Here is a 17,696-nt window from a genome sequence, read left to right on the forward strand (position 1 = left end):
TCCGAACCTCTTAACAATGAAACAACCAGCACCTTCCGATTTTATCCTCTTCCTTCACCTCCAGAAGACTGCCGGCATGACTTTGCAGGAGCTCTTGAGGCGTCAGTATGGCCCAGGATTGGCTAAGAGAAGCATTAGGCGGCTACTAAAAAGATCCCCGGAGGGGCTGGGAATGGCTGAAGCGCTTTCTGCGCTTTCACAAAAGGACAAGATCTTCATGGGACACTTCTGCTTTGGGGTGCACCGGCTTCTAAACTTCAATACGACATATATTACCTTTCTCAGGGATCCGGCTTCCCGTTTGATCTCCCTGTATAATTTTTCCGCGAACACCCCCGGAGCACATTACTACAAAGTTGCCAAGGATATGACCTGCGAGGAATTCCTTTTTGAGAGCAAGCTCCTTGAAATGGACAATGGAATGACCCGCTTTCTTGCCGGCGATGAGGAAGACCTCTTTATCAACCGAACTCCATACGGGAAATGCGGCCACAAGATGCTTGAAAAAGCATTATCCAACTTGGACAACTTTTTTAGCTTTGTCGGCATCCAGGAAGAGTTTGACCGCTCCCTTCTTCTGCTTGCAGAAACCTTCAATTGGAGAAACCCATGTTATGTAAGGCTTAATACCAGCCGGATCACAGAAAGTAAACCGGCCGCCCATGAAGATCTCAAGATCCGGATCAAGGAATGCAACCAACTTGATTCGGAATTATATGCCATCTGCAAAGAGCGTTTTATGGATACATACAATTCAGTTTTTCAAGATGGTGACAATGCACTCGAACGGTTCCGGATGCAAAACCAGAAATATCAGAAGTGGGCGAAGCCGCTTTATCAGGCCAGGTCGACAATCGCTGGATTAATCAAGAAAACACTTAAGGGCCCTCGGGCGTGAAACCCTGGAATCCCCTGCTTAACAAACCTGAATGAAATCCAATACCTCCACAAAAGCTCGAGTGCTGTACTGTGCCGAGGCCAGCTCTGGTGGTATTGCCGAGTATGTGAAATTCCATTCTCTGGCACTGGTTGAGTCAGGATTAGCAGTAACAATATTGTGCCGCGAGGATTACCCGCATAAGAAAATTCCAGGAGTCTCCTTCGTGGCCGAACTGCCGGCAAAACAGAAGAAGGCTTCCTCACTGATGCGCGTCCTCGACTATATTTCAGACTCCCGCACAATTTCTCGAAAGGTTTTAGATTTAGTCACGGGAGGGGGTTATGACTACGTGCTCCTTGATTGTTTCAGAGAGTACCTCTCTCCTTTCTGGGTTGGTCCACTGAAGAAAGCACGAGCCAAGGGAATTCGTTTCGGGGTCGTCGCACATGATCCTGTGCGCGACTTTGTTGTTGGTCCGCATTGGTGGCATAGCCTCAGCATTCGCATGGCCTACAGTTTTATTGACGATGTGTATGTGCATGACAGCAGCAGAATCGACTTTGGCAGATCGCACCCGGAGACAATCAGAATTCATGAAATTCCTCATGGTCCTTACGAGATTTCTCCCCCAATCAAAGGTCGTGAAATAGTGCGCGAGGAGATGGGATTCCAAAAGGACGATCAGGTTTGTCTTTCATTCGGGCAAATTCGCGACGGTAAAAATCTCGATTTGTTCCTCCGGGCAATGACTTCCCTCCCCGAGAGCGTGAAACTACTTGTGGCAGGCAAAAGTGATTCCGGATCCCAGAAGACTCCGGAATACTATCAGAATGAGGCGCGGGAGAGGGGAGTGGATGCCCGCTGCCAGTGGCTTATCAAATACATTAACGAAGACGAAATCGCAGATCTATTCGCTGCCTCGGACCTTGTCCTGTTAACTTATTCCAAGGCCTTTGTTTCAGCGAGTGGAGTCTTGAACATTGCTGTTGAGTGCGCCAAGCCAGTGCTTGCCTCGGGGGGAGCGGGACCATTGAAAACCGCAGTAAGCAATTACCCAATTGGTGAATGGATTGAAGACTTGAACGAGGAGTCAGTTGCCTCTGCCGTTACTTCGCTCCTGAAGCCAGGTCGAGAATTTCACTTTGCAGAATATGCGGATGATCATTCCTGGAAGCGGAATGCTGCAACGGTCAAAGACGCAATTGTCCGAAAAACAGATGAAGATTAAGAAACTACTCTTTCTGGCGACTTACTTTCCGGATCCGAACAATCCCTCAAGGGGGAATTGGGCGCTGGAGCAAGCACAGGCTTTTCAAAATGCTGGTATTGATGTTCTGGTTGTCGTCCCAACACCGTGGGTTCCAAGGATTCTAGGCAAGTTACATCCCAAGCTAGCAGCCTATTCCGGGACACCTGTGACTATGAAGTTTGGAGAGTTGCAGGTCGAATACCCGAGGTGGCCCTGTTATCCCTGGCACACTTTTCACGGAATAAATCGCCGGTATCCAGATAGGATCATCTCTATCGGGTGGCATTTCGCCCAGACAAGAATTAACAGGATTGTTGATCGGTTCAAACCAGACGCCATTGTCGCCCATCACACGCTTGTGGCCGGGCAACTCGCCCTGAAATTATTTAAGAAGCACAGGACCCCTTACATTGTAACAGACCATGAAGTAGGGGATTTGATCAGCTGTCGAGACAACGCCAAAGTGAACAGGATATTCAACGATGTTGGAAAGCATGCCAAGCGGATGGTGGTTGTATCAAGCGCGATGCAAAGAGAAGGTGAAGCGGTTCTTCCAAACATTCCCTTTTCCACGATCTATAACGGAAGTTCCTTTGACATCTACAAGGATAGAGTTCCATCCCCGGAGACCGGTCCGGTCACCGTGTTTTGCTGCTCCAAATTTTATGGGAGGAAAGATATTCCCCTTCTTCTTCGCGCTTTCGATGCTGTGGTTGAAAAAGGCTATGATGTAAGACTGAGAGTAGCTGGAGATGGCCCGGACCGTGCAAAAGTGGTAGACTGTCTCAGCAAACTCAAGCATCAGGACCGGGTTACGCTGATGGGACTTCTTCCCTCTGAAGTTGTTGTTTCAGAAATGCAAAATGCTGACATTTTCGCGCTGGTTGGATGGGCTGAACCTTTCGGGGTTGTTTTTCTTGAGGCGATGGCCTCGGGGTTACCGATCATAGTCAGTGAAGATGCTGGTGTGGCGGAAATCCTTGAAGATCAAAAAACAGCCGTTTTAACACGGCCCCATGATCAGAATTCCGTGGAGTCCGCGTTGGTAAAACTTGTCGAAAACCCGGAGTTACGCGACCAAATAGGCTCGGCTGGACAAAAGTTGTTCTCACAAAAATTCCAGTGGGCGAATGTCATTATGGATTACATTCATCTCTTCGAGTGATTGCAGGAGTAGTTGATGAAAATAAGTTTGTGCATCACGACTTACAATAAGCCTGTCCAGTTGGAACAGGTCCTAAGCGGCATCAGACGAATGTCCGTTCTGCCTGACGAAGTGATTGTCTGTGATGACGGATCAGGCCCTGAAACACGATCCATGCTGGACCGGCTCAAGCTAGACTTCCCGGTTCCCCTACGCCATCTCTGGCAACCAGATGAGGGCTGGCAGGTGTCCAAGTCCCGGAATATGGGGATTAAGGAAGCTGCCGGGGATTACATCGTCTTTATTGACGGAGACTGTGTGCCTCATCACAAGTTTATCGAGGACCATAAGCAGCTTGCCAGAGAAGGACATTTTACCCTGGGAGACCGGGCTCATGTGAAGCAGCCTTATACAAATGATTTCCAGCCAACTTTCATGCAGGTGATGAAGGGAATTTTGTCTAAGAAGTTGCACAAGCGATATGTTGCAATCCGCAATCCTCTTGAGCGTCCTTATCGGATTAACTACGGAGATGTAACAGCAAGAGAACTCGCCAATCTGGCAGTGGGATGCAATATGGCCTTCTGGAAGAGTGATATCGTCAAGATAAACGGCTTTAACGAGTCGCTCGAAGGCTGGGCTCTGGAAGATATTGAAATGGCGGGCAGGCTTTTGGTGAGTGGTGTCACTGCCAACAAAGTTTGGAGGCAGGCAATCCTTTATCATCTGGACCATGGGGATCCTGTTTTTGACGATGAGACTATTCTCGATTCTACAGAGTCCGTGCTATCCAATAAAGTGAGCTGGACTCCCAGTGGCTTGAGCAGCACCGAAGAAGTTTCTTAAGGGAGACTTACCGTGAGAAAACATAAGTCAGTCAGTTTAGTATATTGGGCCTCTGGTTCGGGCATTGCCAAGGACATCAAGATTCTCGAGCACGAATTGACCAATTTGGGATTTCGCGTCCACCACATTGTTACTCGCAACAGGCGTTCCAAACAGGAGCGTATTTGGCGTTTTCTGCTTCAATTGCCAAGGCTCTTGTTTAAACGGGAGTTGCAGATTCATGTCGAACAAATCCACCGTGAGCAATTCAGGTTTGGCAAAACAAACATCTTACTGCCAAACCCCGAGATAACAGACAGCGATCTGTTCCGTAAGATCTACGAGTCTCCAGTTGTGTTTTGCAAATCACACCGCGCGGTCGAACTCTTTGATGAATTGGGATTAAAGACTGTGTATACGGGCTTCACCAGTGATGATAATCTCAATCCGGTCTATAAAAAAGATTTCCAGAGTTTTCTTCATCTTGCTGGGGCCAGTAATTTCAAGGGAACCGATACCGTATATGACATCTGGTCAAAACATCCATCGTGGCCACGGTTGACCATTATCAGAACCCTGAATGACTGTTATGGAAGCCCCAGGAGGAGCTTGAAAAGCACCGAGAATATCGAGGTTATTGAACGCTGGATCTCTGCGGAAGAATTATCCCGGTACCAGAACACGTGTGGAGTTCATTTGTGTCCATCTGAGATGGAAGGCTTCGGACACTATATTCTGGAGGGTCTTTCAGTCGGCAGTATAGTTGTGACAACAGATGCCGCCCCCATGAATGAACTGGTTGATGATTCCTGCGGGTTTTGTGTTCATGCCAATCATATGGGGAAGAGCTACATGGAGGACCGCTGGTCCGTGGAGCCTAAAGCACTGGAAGCCTGTATTGAGAAGATCATTGGCCTGCCGGCAACCGAACTTCGGAAATTAGGGGACTCTTCGCGGGCCCGCTTTGAAAAGCTGAATAACTCCTTTCCGGTGAATTTCAAAATTGCATTTAATGAAGTTTAAGGTCCGGCCGGCACTTTGGATTTCTCTCATTGGGTTGACAGGATTCGCCGCCCAGTGCGTTTTTTCATTCGCACTTTGGGAACGATTAACCTTTGAGGAAATTGCTGAGTCCATTCGCAATCCCTACTGGATTTCCGGTGGGGATATTTTTGACGGTATTTCCAGTAATATCGTCTACTACAAAGCGCTGGATTTGTATTACCGGGTTGGTGGCTTTCATCTCTTTGCCGCCAAGGAGTTCCGGCTAATCTTGTCCCTGCTGTCCATTTCCGTAGTGGGGACCTTTCTTTACCGTTGTGTGCCGTTTACAATTGCAACAGCCGTGGCTTTTCTGGCCTGGGTACTATCGCCAACGCTGCTCTATTTTGGAACACATCAAGCTTCATTCGGAATAGACCTGCAGGTATTTCCTGTCGTTGGAGTTATCTGGTTGTGTAGTCTTCGGAGCACTGGATTACAATCCACAGTGCTTTTGTTCCTTGCTGCATTCCTGGCCATCCTGTTGGCAGGCATGTTTCCCCCGGGGCTTTTTTATCTGCCCGCACTCATCCTAACGGACGTGATTGTGCGGTCTTTGAAGGCGGCGAATCCCAGTGACTTGCTCAAAGGGGCCTGTTTAAGGCTGAGTATTATTGGTGGGGGTATTCTAGCAGGCTTGGCTGTCCCGTTCCTTTTAGTAAACCGGCCCCAAGTTCTCTATTTCGATCCACACACCGGGGCTGGCCTTTTTAGGGGAGGAGGGAAATTATCCTTGAATCCTTTCGCCTTTTGGGACTCCGTCTGGCGCACATTCCTTGATTTGTTTCACACAGGGAACAGCTACCAGTTTTACCTGCCGCACCCAGAATTCGGGACAATTTTAGCTGCTGGAGGTGTCCTTTCAGCTGTTTTAATTTTATTGTTGGTGATCAGAGGATTTCAGCCTCCCCGAAAAAGTGAAGCGATCGGATTTCTCAGGCAACCCAATGTGCAAATTGGACTCTTTGCCGGCGTATTGCTCATGACCTTTTTAGTAATGGGTCATCTCAGCCCTAATTTGCCCGGATTGCGTCGCTCTGCAGGCATACTTGTTGCCCTGTATTTATTTTATTTTCTCGCGATTGATATTGGGTTCAGTCGCTCCCTGACACGGAATGCGCTTTTTCAACGAGTCCTTATGGTTATCCTTCTCGCCCTTCCGGTCAGCCATGTGATCCAGCTCACCATGAATCTTCAAGAATTACCGGAGTTGTCGCACGACGCCTATCCTAATTGGTTAAAGACGAGACCTTCAGCCCGTGAGAGCCTTGCTTTGCTTTATACTGAAGTCAAAGAAGGACGTGCACTCACTTGTGAAGAAGTACCAGCCGGGTGTCGTTATTCCGCTCCTTTCGCAGCGGTCCAATTAACCCATCGCAGCCAGTCCGAGGCCGGCCAAGTCCTTGACGTTTACGCTGAGGACCCGAAGACCGGCACGGTGAAACTTGTTAAGCGCTCCCTATGGGAAGACTACTATTGGATCCATTAGATCCCGTTTGGCAAAAACGCTCTACCACTGACCGCTGAAATTGATACCAACTCTGAGGCGATCATATTCGAAGGTACTCTCTGAAGAAGACTGGTCGGAATACCGGATATCGAGGCCTATTGACCCCCATTCCACTAACTGGTATGAAGTGCCCGCACCGACAAAGGTCTCTTCATCTGTCCGGTTGTCCAAGGGACCCGGTCCGGAATAGTCATCCTCGATGTAACCCGCAAAAACATTTACTGACCATGCCCTGGTTAATTGGTGGCTGCCAGTAACTGAAAATGAAAGGCTTTCTGAGGTACGATCGTCAATCGTCGTCCCGAAACTTTTAGAAGCATCCAACGCAACCTGGGTCCGCTCACTGGCCGACCACTGAAGCCCCGCCGAAAGGTAGGGGCTTTTTTCGTCTTTTCCAGAATCCAGTTTCTGTTGCTGGATTCCTACATCGATACTTCCCGAGACTTTCGGCAGGAGATTGCCACTCAGTCCAACAAAATAAGTGAAAGTATCATTGTCCGTAACGGAAGTGTCTGACTCGGTCTTTCCATACGACACGCCAATCCTACTATTAGTGGTCTCGCTGACAGGGACCTCAAGCGTAAGGGAGGCTCCATACTGGTCCTTCTCACTAAACAGGTCAGAGTCAGGATCTTCCCGACTGTAGGAAACACCGCCAATAAGGCTGTATTTGCTATTGGGATTATAGGTGACTGAGCCTGAAGCGCCATAAGTAAGGACTGTAACAATGTTACCCACAGATTCTTCCGTGCGTGTTTCATTGCTCAGGATCAGATCCCCGGAGATAACAAATCGGGAGGTCTCCATCCTTGCTCCTGGAGTGAAGGACAGGTCAAAGAAGAAATTTTCATCATCAAACTGATCATTATCAGCGTATTTGACGAAGGTGACTCCGGCAGAAGCATCAATCCCGAAGTTCCGGCTTTGGCGGGAGTACTGGAGTCCCGGTGAGGCAGTGAAGATTAAATCATCCAATCCCTCATCCTGGCCCCTTATCTCAGAATCATAGTACGTGGACACATCCAGAGTCAGATCTATGTTCCCTTCGCCCAGCCGCATAAAGGCATGCAGGCTTGAAGAGACCAGCAGGAGAGAAATCAGCAGTTTGGTCTGGTTTTTCATGAGTATCGTCCTTGTCGTTTGTAGTTTGGAATCCTAGCGAGTTTTTTCAGATTTTTGCGGATAGTAACTCTTGTATTTTCCATAGTCCACATATTTGTATGTGCCCAAGTTACGAGATTTGCTCCGCGAGACCTTATTCACAACGACACCGAGAATTTCCGCCTTGCTTTGGCTGAGGCGGCCAAGAATTGCCTTGAGGGTCGCCTTGCGGTGCTTGTTGAGCTGCGTAAGGAAGATAAAATTCTGGGCATAATTCCCGATGAGTCCGGCATCCGGGAACAATCCAGCAGGAGCGGTATCAATGATAATAATATCATACTGCTCTTGGAACTTCTCAATTGATTGGCGGAAGGCTGGTGATTCAATCAACTCAGTCGCCTCGACGGTGCTATTTTCGAAGGGCAGGATATGGAGTCCCTCTGAGAGCACAAGAGGCTTTTCCGGATCCTCACGCTGTTCCAGAAGTTTAACAAGATCTTCTTCCATGCGCTCACCGATGGACGGTCTGCGAAAGTCACAGTCGATCAACAATGTCTTGTAATGGTGCCGGCCAAAGGAGGCTGCCAAATTGATTGAAAAGAAGGATTTTCCTTCTTTTGGAAGGGCGCTGGTGACAACAAAAGTATGCCCTGGTTGGAGCTTCTTGTTCTTGAGAAGAATTTGGCTGTGTATTTGGCGGAACAGTTCCGAGGCCTGTGGGTCCATCTGATCCAGCACCAGCCGATGCAGCTTCTTGAGGCGTCGAGGGAAAGTGCGGATTTCGCCCAGGAAGGGTACACGCAATTGCTGCTCAATGTCTGTCGCCGTTTTGAGGTTCAGGTTGAGGTAATGAATGCCAAAGGGCACGCATGAAAAAGCGAACAGAAACAGGAAAACAGTGACCGAGTAGATTTTCTTGACGTCTGGCGTAAAAGGCGCGCCCGCAGGCCAAGCCTGATCAACGACCCGAAGGTTCACATCGCTGAGTTGGCTTGCCAGTATAGCCTCATTCAAGCGCTGATGAACTTGGGTGAACAGCCGTTTATCGGTATCAAGTTTGCGCCGCAGGACATTGTATTCAATGGCCACCTGGTCCAGCTCGAGGGATTCCTGTTCGGCCTGGGTGAGGGCTTCCTCAAGATTTGAAACCCGGGCCTTCAGTTGGCTGTGTTGTTGGACAAAATCCGAGACATTTTTTTCAAGTGCCGCCTGAATTTCCGTTTCAACTCCCTCGAGGCTGGACGCATTCTCTATCATGCGGGGATGTCGACGACCATAACGCAGGGAAAGGCTGTTGCGCTCAGCAAGAAGATTGTTCCTGCTTTCAAATTTGGAAGGCAGGGTCCCCATTTGGTTTATCGCGGGTAACTTTGCCAGCAAGTCCAAGTCTCCTTTTGCCTCTTGGATTTTCTCAAGTGTGGCAGACAGGTTCAACAACTCGACCTTGGCATCGTTCAGGCTCCCGCTGAGATTTTTCATGCGGTCAACAATCAGGTTCTGGCTTTCCTCAAGCGAAACGAGATTGCGCTCCTGGCGGTATCGCTGCACGGCGAGTTCCGAGCGTTCAACTTTAAGTTTTAATTCCTCACTCTGGCTTCTCAAGAACCTGAGGGCAGAGTCGTTGGTTTTGCGCGAGCGCTCCACAAGGAAGTCGTTGAATTCCTCGCTGAACCTGTTTGCGAGCAATGCTGCCGCTTGTGGGTTGCGATGATGAAATTCGAACTTGAAAATATTACCGCCAACTAGGGCAATCTTGTTGGCGCTGGCAATTATGTTGTGGATGCTTGGTGCGTTATTGCCGTCATTGTCCCGGTAATCCTTGGTGATCAGGTTTACCTCTTCCGTGGTCAGTGAATCAACAACCCGGTTCCGGAAAGAGTTGCTTCGTAAATCTGTGAGGTGATTCCTTAAGATAAAATCGGCCGAGCGTCCAAGAGAGTTATCCACCACCTGTTGGATGTTGATGACTTTGTCCTGTTGGAGCTCAAACAGAAGAATCGCAACAGACTTATAGAGGGGGACCGTCTGCAGTTTTTTGTATGCATAGAAGCCGGAAACGGACAGGGCTACCAGCAAGGCGAGCATCCAGTGCTCCCGAATGACAAACAGGTAATCAAGCCAGCTCTTCTCACTTGAAATTGAATTACCGCTATTCCTTTGGGAAGAATTCGGGTTTGATTCGTATTGTTGATTACTCATTTATAGTAGAAAGATTGGGAAATTGATCAGGTGCTTAAGGGGATGACTTAAAACATCCGTTCCGGGACGAAAATTATGTCTTCAGGAAAAATTGTAATGAGATCCTCATTGCCACGTTTGCTGCCGCGGATGACCTTTTCCAGGTCCACTATTATCTTCTCTTCCCTGTCCGATCCCTTAATCGGTCGGCGCACGACAATTTCCGACCGCTTGGCGTATTGTGATAAATCCCCAGCCATTGTGATAGCCTCCAGGATATCCAGGGATTGCTTGCCACGGGGGAATTTTTTTGCCCCCGGTTGGTTCACTTCACCAAAAATGTAGAACACTTGTTCTGCAAACTCAGCAACTGAGACCGTGACCTGTGGGTCTATCAAATACTCCTCACTTATATAGGTTTCCTCAAGCCGAGTTTCGGCTTCCCGCAAAGTAAGGCCCCCAAGATCAGTTCTTCCAAGGAGAGGAACAATCAGAACACCATTTGGATCGAGCTCTTGTAGAACGCTCAGGTCCGGCTCATTGAAGACGGTGATTTGGACCGTATCACCCGGACGCAATTTATAAAACTTGGCTCCTCGTTCATCAATTCCCGGAAGGGGTGTTGCCGCAGTTTGAGCAATCCCTCCAGTAGTAATCAGGAACAGTAAAAATGTGAGCACAACACGGCTCAAGACAGTATATTCTAATCTTTTCATACCCCAGCAATAATATCTCTCACAAGTACCGAATGTCAGCACTACGACAACAATAAAGTGCCTGAAAGGCGCTTATCTGGAACTCTTTACGAATTATTTAAGGATGTCAGGTTGATTGCCTGAAGATCGTTAATTCTGTTTACATGCCCAATAGAGAATGCCCCTCCAGAGATCGCAGACAGCTTTGCAGTCGCTCCAACGACCATCCGCCAACCTTGGCCTTTGACTTTACACCTTTTTACGACCCCGACGTTCCCATGTTGGGCGGAAAAGACCAAGCCAAGCTCCTTTCGTCAAAGACTTGTGAAAGATTCAGTAAAAGGCTGAGACCGCTTACCACAGGGTGATCCGAGGGCCTAGTCTGCTGCTGTAATGAAAAGCAGCACATCCAACCACACTGTTTCACGCAGCATCTTTGCCGGATCGATCACGGCTCTGTTCCTGGGCCTTGCGATTCTCTCTCAGCAAGCACCTGCGCCGCTATCCACTGAACCCGCAGCTCCGATCAATCCAGTACTGGAGATTGTGGATGTTGAAAAGGTATCGGTTAAAGCTAGCCCGGAGTCAGCAGTGGCTTCTCCTACACTCTCCTTTGCCGAAGCTCGGAGCCTCCGCTTCGATTCGCATGAATTTGATTTAGGATCGGTAATCGAATGGCGCGCCCGGAAAGATTCCACTGTTGAGGGGATTCTAGTCTTTGAAGAACTCGGGCCGGTTTATTTTGAAGCGGAACGGACGCAGGGATCTGATTGGGAAATTCGGGAATCCGCCATTCTGGGGGAATTTGTTGTTTTGAATGAATCGTTGCCTCTGAATAAGTGGCAGTCTGCTGGTTATATTGATAGCGGATATGTCGAGATCGTTGAGTCCAACCGGCTGGTCACAAGCGTTCGTTTCCGTGCGAGCAACTTGGACGACCAGCTCCTCGCACAAAGCATTATCGGCGCTTCCATAGATGAGGGATTGTTTGAAATGAACACCCTCGTCTTTCCGGTAGCGGCACCCAATGACCCAAACTACGCCGGTTCTTACACCTTGAACAAGCTTGAGCTTGAACCCGTATGGGATGCTTATGGGTTTTCCCCAGAGGCCCAATTGGGTCGCCGTCCAATCATCGCGGTAGTGGATAATGGGGCATCGGATACAAGCACAGATCTGCATATTTGGATCAACGAGGATGAAATTCCAGGTAACGGAAAAGACGATGACGGAAATGGCTTTGTGGACGATGTCAGTGGCTGGAATTTTGTCTACAATTCAAACGACCTGAGTTTTGCAGGCGGGCATGGTAGCACGGTTTCCCGGATTGCTGCCAGCATCACGAATAATGGCGTTGGAACAGCAAGCCCCGCGAGTTCGGCTTCCCTGATGCGCGTGATGTACTATGAGACAAATGCCGGCTCCCACTACGATGTGATCGACTCAATGATATATGCCGTGGACAACGGGGCAGACGTCGTGAATTGCAGTTTTATTGCCACAAGTTCCTCGATGTTTTCCTACGTCATTACTGAAGCCGCAAAAGTTGACTGTATCATCGTTGCTGCTGCAGGAAACAACAAGCGTGACCTCAGTGAATACCCGCTGTATCCAGTTTGCTTGACTGCTCCCAACTTGATTGGGGTTGGCGCAAGCGATGCATCGGACGTGAGGGCCGCCTCCAATTTCAGTTCAATCTATTTGGACCTTTTTGCACCCGCGAGTGTGACTTCCTATTCCACACCACTTGTGAGCTCAACAGTCGCCTTGTTGCGGGCCATCAAGCCTGAAGCAACCGCTGGAGAAATTACCTCTGCGATTGTTGCGGGTGTGGATGTTGTCCCAAGTCTCGACGGCCTATGCATTTCCAACGGCCGGCTGAATGTGAGCGGTGCCGTTGAAGCGCTTTTGGGAGAACCACTCTCAAACACAGACCCCCAAGACCCAACCCCTGGTCTTCCATCCCTCAATATCGCTTCCGTAAGCACCAACAGTATCGGGCTTGAATGGAGTGTTTCAGGATCAGTGGACGCCTTTGAACTAGAAGTCAGCGAGTCTGGCGTTGCCTTTTCCGCCCTTGAACCCACCTCTGTTTTGCAGGGATCCGAGAGAAGTGTGCTTGTTGAGAACCTGCCTCAGGAGACCAGTTACAAGTTCCGGATCCGGTCCTTGAAAGGGGCCCTGGCTTCCTCATGGAAAGAGAGCGGGATTGTCACCACTCTGGCCCCTGCGCCAACTGCGCCTGAGGCACCTTCTATTTCATTGGACGAGGTTGGGGTCGGCTCAGTCAGCCTTAGCTGGAATACTTCCCAGTCCGTTGATGGATTTGAACTTCAAGCGAGTGAGGCAGGATCTCCCTACGCATCCATTTCCGGTGCTTCTTCCTTTGGGGGTTCAGAAAGAAGCGTTAGCCTCACGGGTCTTGGTGAGGGCGTAGACTATCGTTTTCGTATCCGGGCTGTTCTTGATGGCGTGACTTCCAATTGGAAAAACAGTCCTCTCGCGACAACTTTAATTTCATCTCCTGTTGCCCCATCAGCTCCCGAAATTGCAATTTCCGGAGTAGGGGTGGGCACGATTGACCTTTCCTGGAGCGCTTCCGAGAGCGTCGACAGTTTTGAGGTACAAATGAGCGAAGCCGGTGGCGCCTACGTGGCCCTGAGCGGCGGCGGAGTATTTGCTTCAAATGAAACCAGTGTACAACTGGTGGGCCTTGGCGAGGGAGTGGATTACCGCTTCCGGATCCGCGCTGAACGCGGCGGTCTCACCTCGACTTGGAAGGTGAGTTCTTTGGCAACGACTTTGGTTCCAGCGCCCGTCGCTCCATCAGCTCCCGAAATTGCAATTTCCGGAGTAGGGGTGGGCACGATTGACCTTTCCTGGAGCGCTTCTGAAAGTGTCGACAGTTTTGCGGTACAAATGAGCGAAGCCGGTGGCGCCTACGTGGCCCTGAGCGGTGGTGGAGTATTTGCTTCAAATGAAACCAGTGTACAATTGGTGGGCCTTAGCGAGGGAGTGGATTACCGCTTCCGGATCCGCGCTGAACGCGGCGGTCTCACCTCGACCTGGAAGGTGAGTGCCTTGGCAACGACTTTGGTTCCAGCGCCCGTCGCTCCATCAGTTCCCGAAATTGCAATTTCCGGAGTAGGGGTAGGCACGATTGACCTTTCCTGGAGCGCTTCCGAAAGTGTCGACAGTTTTGAGGTACAAATGAGCGAAGCCGGTGGCGCCTACGTGGCCCTGAGCGGTGGTGGAGTATTTGCTTCAAATGAAACCAGTGTACAATTGGTGGGCCTTGGCGAGGGAGTGGATTACCGCTTCCGGATCCGCGCTGAACGCAGCGGCCTCACCTCGACCTGGAAGGTGAGTTCCTTGGCAACGACTTTGGTTTCAGGACCAGTCGACGTGGAACCTCCGATGCCTTTCATCAATATCGAAAGCGTTGGCGCTGGGACTGTGACCCTCAGCTGGTCTGTTTCCGAGGGTGTTGATGCATTTGATCTTGAGGCAAGTGTCTCCGGCCAAAAGTACGCTCCATTGCCCGGCGTATCCCAATTCTCGGGTAGCGCAACCGGTGTACAGTTGACCGGACTCGGTCAGGGGCTGAGCTACCGTTTCCGAATACGCGCAGTCCGCGGCGACCTCACTTCAATGTGGAAAAAGAGCAAGCTTGCAACCACCACTGAGGCCTCTCAGGGCATTCTCGTCGTACCTTCCATTAGCGTCGATTCAGTCGGCATCGGCACTGTAGATCTTTCATGGAACACAAGTGACACGGTTGACGGCTTCGAGCTGCAAATGAGCAAGTCCGGAGCGGAATTTGCTGATGTTGAACTCACCGATCCGCTTACTGGCACCGAGTCAGGTGTCCAGTTGCTCGGACTTGAAGAAGGTGTCAACTACGCCTTCAGAATACGTTCTGTTAAGGAAGGAGTTAGCTCAGACTGGGGATTATCCAGCACCGTGAAAACCCTGGCTCCCGCCCCTGAGGCCCCAGCTTCCCCGACAATTGCCGCTACTCTGATTGAAACAACCACCGTGAACCTGTCCTGGAGCAGCAGCGAATCAGTGGATGGCTTCGAATTGCAAATCAGCGAATCAGGAGCTGCTTATGAAGACTTGCAGGCTGGCCTGGTATTGAACCAGAACGACACGTCCCTGCTTGTTCAGGATTTGGTTGAATCCGTGGAATACCAGTTCCGTATTCGCTCTGTAAGGAACGGATTGTTCTCAGGTTGGACCGAGAGTGGTTTGGTCTTTACGGAGTCTATTCCTTGGCCAAGGGCTGAGCACAATTGGAAATTCAACAATGGGGCAGAACCGATTGCCTATGATTCCGGCTCAATGGCTTTGGATATCGAGTTGAGCGCACAATCTGGTACCAACTGGGGCGATGGTGTCGGTGCCTTGCAGACCGGTTTGGAATTCTCCGGCTCTCATAAGGGCGTCGAAGTACCTGATTCCAATGCGATAAACCTGACCAACCAGAAGAGTCTCACACTCTCTCTGTGGGTCAAAATTGCCAGTAATTCCTCCAAAAAGACATCCGTAGTCTATGAGCAAGGTGGCTTCTGGCGTGGGTTGAATTTGATTGTCGATGAAGGTTGGCTCTTTGCCAGTGGCTGGAATCGTCCCGTCAAGGAATCTGACTGGGCCGGGACGACCCTCAAGGGCGGTGAGCTCCCGGTCGGCCAATGGTCCCATATTGTTCTGGTTCTGGATGCCGCTGAGACGGTGCAGGAGAACGGCCTGACACTTTATGTGAATGGTCAACCTGTTGCCTCGGGCCCTGCTTCGATGCTCTGGGCAAACATGGAAAAGACGGGTATTGGCCAGGTTCAGGGCGGAACAGTATACCGCAGCCGGGAAGTGCGCCGCTTGGATCCCTTCTCCGGATCAATCGACGATTTAAATATCTGGTGCTGTGCCCTGACTCCGGAAGAAATCAACAATCTTTATGAATCCGTTTCCGCGAATTAAACGAATTTGGACGATTCTGTCCGACTGTCGCAACTGTTGGAATAGATAATCCAAAATTACCGATACGGTAGTAGACCTGTGTTTTCTTGGTAACTGCGCTGCTGCTTCGACCAAGGAACAAAAAAAAGAAGGTCATCCCCCTTGTGGGGATGGCCTTCAGCTTTTTGGGGCATATTCGCTCAAAAAAAACGCCACCTCGAAAGGTGGCGTTCTGAATAAAACTTGCTTTTGACTTATATCGCAAACTACTTGCCGCGTTTCATCAGGCGGCGGCGCACAAACAGAAAGGCACCCAGTCCGAGGAGGCTGAGAGCGGCAATTTGTGACGGCTCTGGAACAGGCCGGATATCTCCGCTAAAGTAGAAATATCCATCGTCCCCGTCCCCATCAAAGTCGGTGTTCTTGTCATTAATGCCAAACAGCCACTCATTCTTGATGTAGCTGACAACAGCCCCTTGTGCGTCGACATTAACGCCTTGGAACATGTTGAAACGGATTTCGTTTGATTGGTACAGCGGACCCAGAGGACTAACCGTTTGGTTGATGTGTTCGAACTCCAGAATGACAGGAGCACTGACGCCATCAGCAAGCACGAGTTCAGCCGTGTCACCGGGAACATCCGTTGCCGTTGATCCCGGTTTGCTGCTGTAGTCAAACAGGCTCACGCGGGGATCTGAGTTCCCGAGGTCGCCAACAGCATAAGCGTTAATGAATAGCTCATCCAGGTCCCAATTTTCATTGGAAACAAATCCAACGTCCACGGTCGGACCCGTTTGAACAAAATACTGCACATTCGTGTTTCTCAACTGGAAGTTGAAGTCCTCAATATCTGTGGACAGGCTTCCGACCTCCCAGGCCGATGCACTGACATCCCAGTAGAGTTGAGTGAAGGCAGTCGCATTTGCTTCGCCATTGCCGACGTGGAGGGCTGCTCCATCCGCCGCCATAAGCGAAATGAGGGCATTGAATGAACCACTCGTTGAGGGTTCATTGACAGTAATCAACTGTGCCGAGGCACAGAATGGGGAGACGATCCCCGCACAGACAGCTAGCTTTAGTAATTTTCTCATGATGATCTTATTTTCAGTTAAAAAAATGCCACTCCGCCAAGGAGTGGCATTGTGATTGAAAGTCAATTCCCAGAAGGATTATTTGACGCGTTTCAGGATTCGACGGCGGATGATCAGGAGAGCGCCGAGGCCGAGGAGGCTCAAGGCAGCAATCTGAGACGGTTCCGGGACAGGGCGGATGTCGCCATTGATGAAGAAGTATCCATCATCACTATCCTTGTCGAAGTTCTTGTTGCGGTCATTGATACCGAACAGCCACTCGTCATTTTTGTAATCCGTAATCGCACCATTTCCGTCAACATTGACGCCTTGGTACATTTTGAAACGGATCTCACTGGATTGATACAATGGTCCCAATGGGCTGCTCGTCTGGTTGATGTGCTCGAATTCCAGAACGATCGGAGCGTCCGTTCCCTGAGTCAGGGACAAACGTGCAGTGTCACCAGGCGTGTTGTTTGCGGCCACATTGTCACTGTAGTCGAAGAGGCTGACGCGTGGGTCGGAGTTTCCGAGATCTCCCAGAGCGTATGCGTTAACAAACAGTTCGTCCAAATCCCAGTTTTCGTTACCGACAAAGCCGATATCGATATTGTTACCGGTCTGGATGAAGTACTGGAAGTTGATGTCGATCAGCTCAAAGTTCAGGTCGTTATTGTCGTTAGACAGTGAACCCGTCACCCAGGCATTGGCGCTGGTGTCCCAGTGGACTTCGGAAAAGATGGAAGCGTTGGCTTCACCTGCTCCGGTTCCAAGGGCAGCTTCGTCCGCTGCCATCAAGGCAACCAAGGCATTGAAAGAGGCGCTGGTCGATGGTTCACTGACCGTGATAAGTTGTGCAGAAGCGCAGATGGGGGAGATGATCCCCGTACAGATAGCAAGCTTTAGTAATTTATTCATGATGATTGAGTTTGCGATTTAAGAACATCAATCTGGGGTAGATACCCGATAAGATCAAGTCTTTTTTTGAAGGAAATTCACAAAAACCGTTAAAATATTGTAAATAAAGACGAAAACAGCCCCTTT

The 17,696-nt window shown here is 49.8% G+C and carries 12 protein-coding genes; 7 read left to right on the top strand and 5 right to left on the bottom strand.

The window, feature by feature from the left end; all coding sequences use genetic code 11:
* Positions 1-16: 16 nt before the first annotated feature.
* Genes G0Q06_RS07700 through G0Q06_RS07725 form a run of 6 tightly spaced genes read left to right on the top strand, consistent with a single transcriptional unit; the run spans position 17 to position 6,628 of the window.
* Entirely contained in the window at positions 17-898 is an 882-nt protein-coding gene (locus G0Q06_RS07700; RefSeq protein WP_238710415.1) for a sulfotransferase family 2 domain-containing protein, read from the top strand.
* A 31-nt stretch (positions 899-929) separates the two neighbouring features.
* A complete protein-coding gene (locus G0Q06_RS07705; RefSeq protein WP_163964116.1) occupies positions 930-2,108 on the top strand; it encodes a glycosyltransferase in 1,179 nt (392 codons plus the stop codon).
* Entirely contained in the window at positions 2,098-3,294 is a 1,197-nt protein-coding gene (locus tag G0Q06_RS07710) for a glycosyltransferase family 4 protein (RefSeq protein WP_163964118.1), read from the top strand. The genes G0Q06_RS07705 and G0Q06_RS07710 overlap by 11 nt, the downstream gene beginning before the upstream one ends.
* A gap of 15 nt (positions 3,295-3,309) precedes the next feature.
* Positions 3,310-4,119: a glycosyltransferase family 2 protein gene (locus tag G0Q06_RS07715; protein WP_163964120.1), complete on the top strand. Its 810-nt coding sequence runs from the start codon at positions 3,310-3,312 to the stop codon at positions 4,117-4,119.
* Between the two features lie 12 nt (positions 4,120-4,131).
* Positions 4,132-5,121, top strand: coding sequence for a glycosyltransferase (locus G0Q06_RS14695; RefSeq protein WP_163964121.1), 990 nt, complete (start codon positions 4,132-4,134; stop codon positions 5,119-5,121).
* Positions 5,111-6,628, top strand: coding sequence for a hypothetical protein (locus G0Q06_RS07725; protein WP_163964123.1), 1,518 nt, complete (start codon positions 5,111-5,113; stop codon positions 6,626-6,628). The genes G0Q06_RS14695 and G0Q06_RS07725 overlap by 11 nt, the downstream gene beginning before the upstream one ends.
* A 21-nt stretch (positions 6,629-6,649) precedes the next feature.
* Here G0Q06_RS07725 and G0Q06_RS07730 read toward each other — a convergent pair whose 3' ends face one another.
* The 3 genes from G0Q06_RS07730 to G0Q06_RS07740 are packed head-to-tail and all read right to left on the bottom strand — an operon-like array spanning position 6,650 to position 10,644.
* The gene (locus G0Q06_RS07730; protein WP_163964125.1) at positions 6,650-7,771 is read right to left on the bottom strand and encodes an outer membrane beta-barrel protein; all 1,122 of its coding nucleotides are present in this window, start codon (positions 7,769-7,771) and stop codon (positions 6,650-6,652) included.
* A 33-nt stretch (positions 7,772-7,804) separates the two neighbouring features.
* Entirely contained in the window at positions 7,805-9,949 is a 2,145-nt protein-coding gene (locus G0Q06_RS07735; protein ID WP_163964127.1) for a GumC family protein, read from the bottom strand.
* A gap of 47 nt (positions 9,950-9,996) precedes the next feature.
* Positions 9,997-10,644, bottom strand: a complete 648-nt coding sequence (locus tag G0Q06_RS07740; protein WP_163964129.1) for a polysaccharide biosynthesis/export family protein — start codon at positions 10,642-10,644, stop codon at positions 9,997-9,999.
* A gap of 372 nt (positions 10,645-11,016) precedes the next feature.
* Here G0Q06_RS07740 and G0Q06_RS07745 point away from each other — a divergent pair, with 372 nt between their 5' ends.
* Positions 11,017-15,603, top strand: coding sequence for a fibronectin type III domain-containing protein (locus G0Q06_RS07745; protein WP_163964130.1), 4,587 nt, complete (start codon positions 11,017-11,019; stop codon positions 15,601-15,603).
* A gap of 245 nt (positions 15,604-15,848) precedes the next feature.
* On the opposite strand, the gene G0Q06_RS07750 is transcribed toward G0Q06_RS07745, so the two are convergent.
* Positions 15,849-16,673, bottom strand: coding sequence for a PEP-CTERM sorting domain-containing protein (locus G0Q06_RS07750; RefSeq protein ID WP_163964133.1), 825 nt, complete (start codon positions 16,671-16,673; stop codon positions 15,849-15,851).
* Between the two features lie 78 nt (positions 16,674-16,751).
* Positions 16,752-17,570: a PEP-CTERM sorting domain-containing protein gene (locus G0Q06_RS07755; protein WP_163964135.1), complete on the bottom strand. Its 819-nt coding sequence runs from the start codon at positions 17,568-17,570 to the stop codon at positions 16,752-16,754.
* Positions 17,571-17,696 lie beyond the last annotated feature (126 nt).

This window comes from Oceanipulchritudo coccoides, from assembly GCF_010500615.1.
GTDB lineage: Bacteria > Verrucomicrobiota > Verrucomicrobiia > Opitutales > Oceanipulchritudinaceae > Oceanipulchritudo > Oceanipulchritudo coccoides.

Excerpts from the sequence above, each read along its gene's own strand:
- G0Q06_RS07750 (WP_163964133.1), bottom strand. The coding sequence starts at position 16,673 with ATGAGAAAATTACTAAAGCTAGCTGTCTGTGCGGGGATCGTCTCCCCA.
- G0Q06_RS07745 (WP_163964130.1), top strand. The coding sequence starts at position 11,017 with ATGAAAAGCAGCACATCCAACCACACTGTTTCACGCAGCATCTTTGCC.
- G0Q06_RS07715 (WP_163964120.1), top strand. The coding sequence starts at position 3,310 with ATGAAAATAAGTTTGTGCATCACGACTTACAATAAGCCTGTCCAGTTG.
- G0Q06_RS07700 (WP_238710415.1), top strand. The coding sequence starts at position 17 with ATGAAACAACCAGCACCTTCCGATTTTATCCTCTTCCTTCACCTCCAG.
- G0Q06_RS07725 (WP_163964123.1), top strand. The coding sequence starts at position 5,111 with ATGAAGTTTAAGGTCCGGCCGGCACTTTGGATTTCTCTCATTGGGTTG.
- G0Q06_RS07755 (WP_163964135.1), bottom strand. The coding sequence starts at position 17,570 with ATGAATAAATTACTAAAGCTTGCTATCTGTACGGGGATCATCTCCCCC.
- G0Q06_RS07740 (WP_163964129.1), bottom strand. The coding sequence starts at position 10,644 with ATGAAAAGATTAGAATATACTGTCTTGAGCCGTGTTGTGCTCACATTT.
- G0Q06_RS07710 (WP_163964118.1), top strand. The coding sequence starts at position 2,098 with ATGAAGATTAAGAAACTACTCTTTCTGGCGACTTACTTTCCGGATCCG.
- G0Q06_RS07730 (WP_163964125.1), bottom strand. The coding sequence starts at position 7,771 with ATGAAAAACCAGACCAAACTGCTGATTTCTCTCCTGCTGGTCTCTTCA.
- G0Q06_RS07705 (WP_163964116.1), top strand. The coding sequence starts at position 930 with ATGAAATCCAATACCTCCACAAAAGCTCGAGTGCTGTACTGTGCCGAG.
- G0Q06_RS07735 (WP_163964127.1), bottom strand. The coding sequence starts at position 9,949 with ATGAGTAATCAACAATACGAATCAAACCCGAATTCTTCCCAAAGGAAT.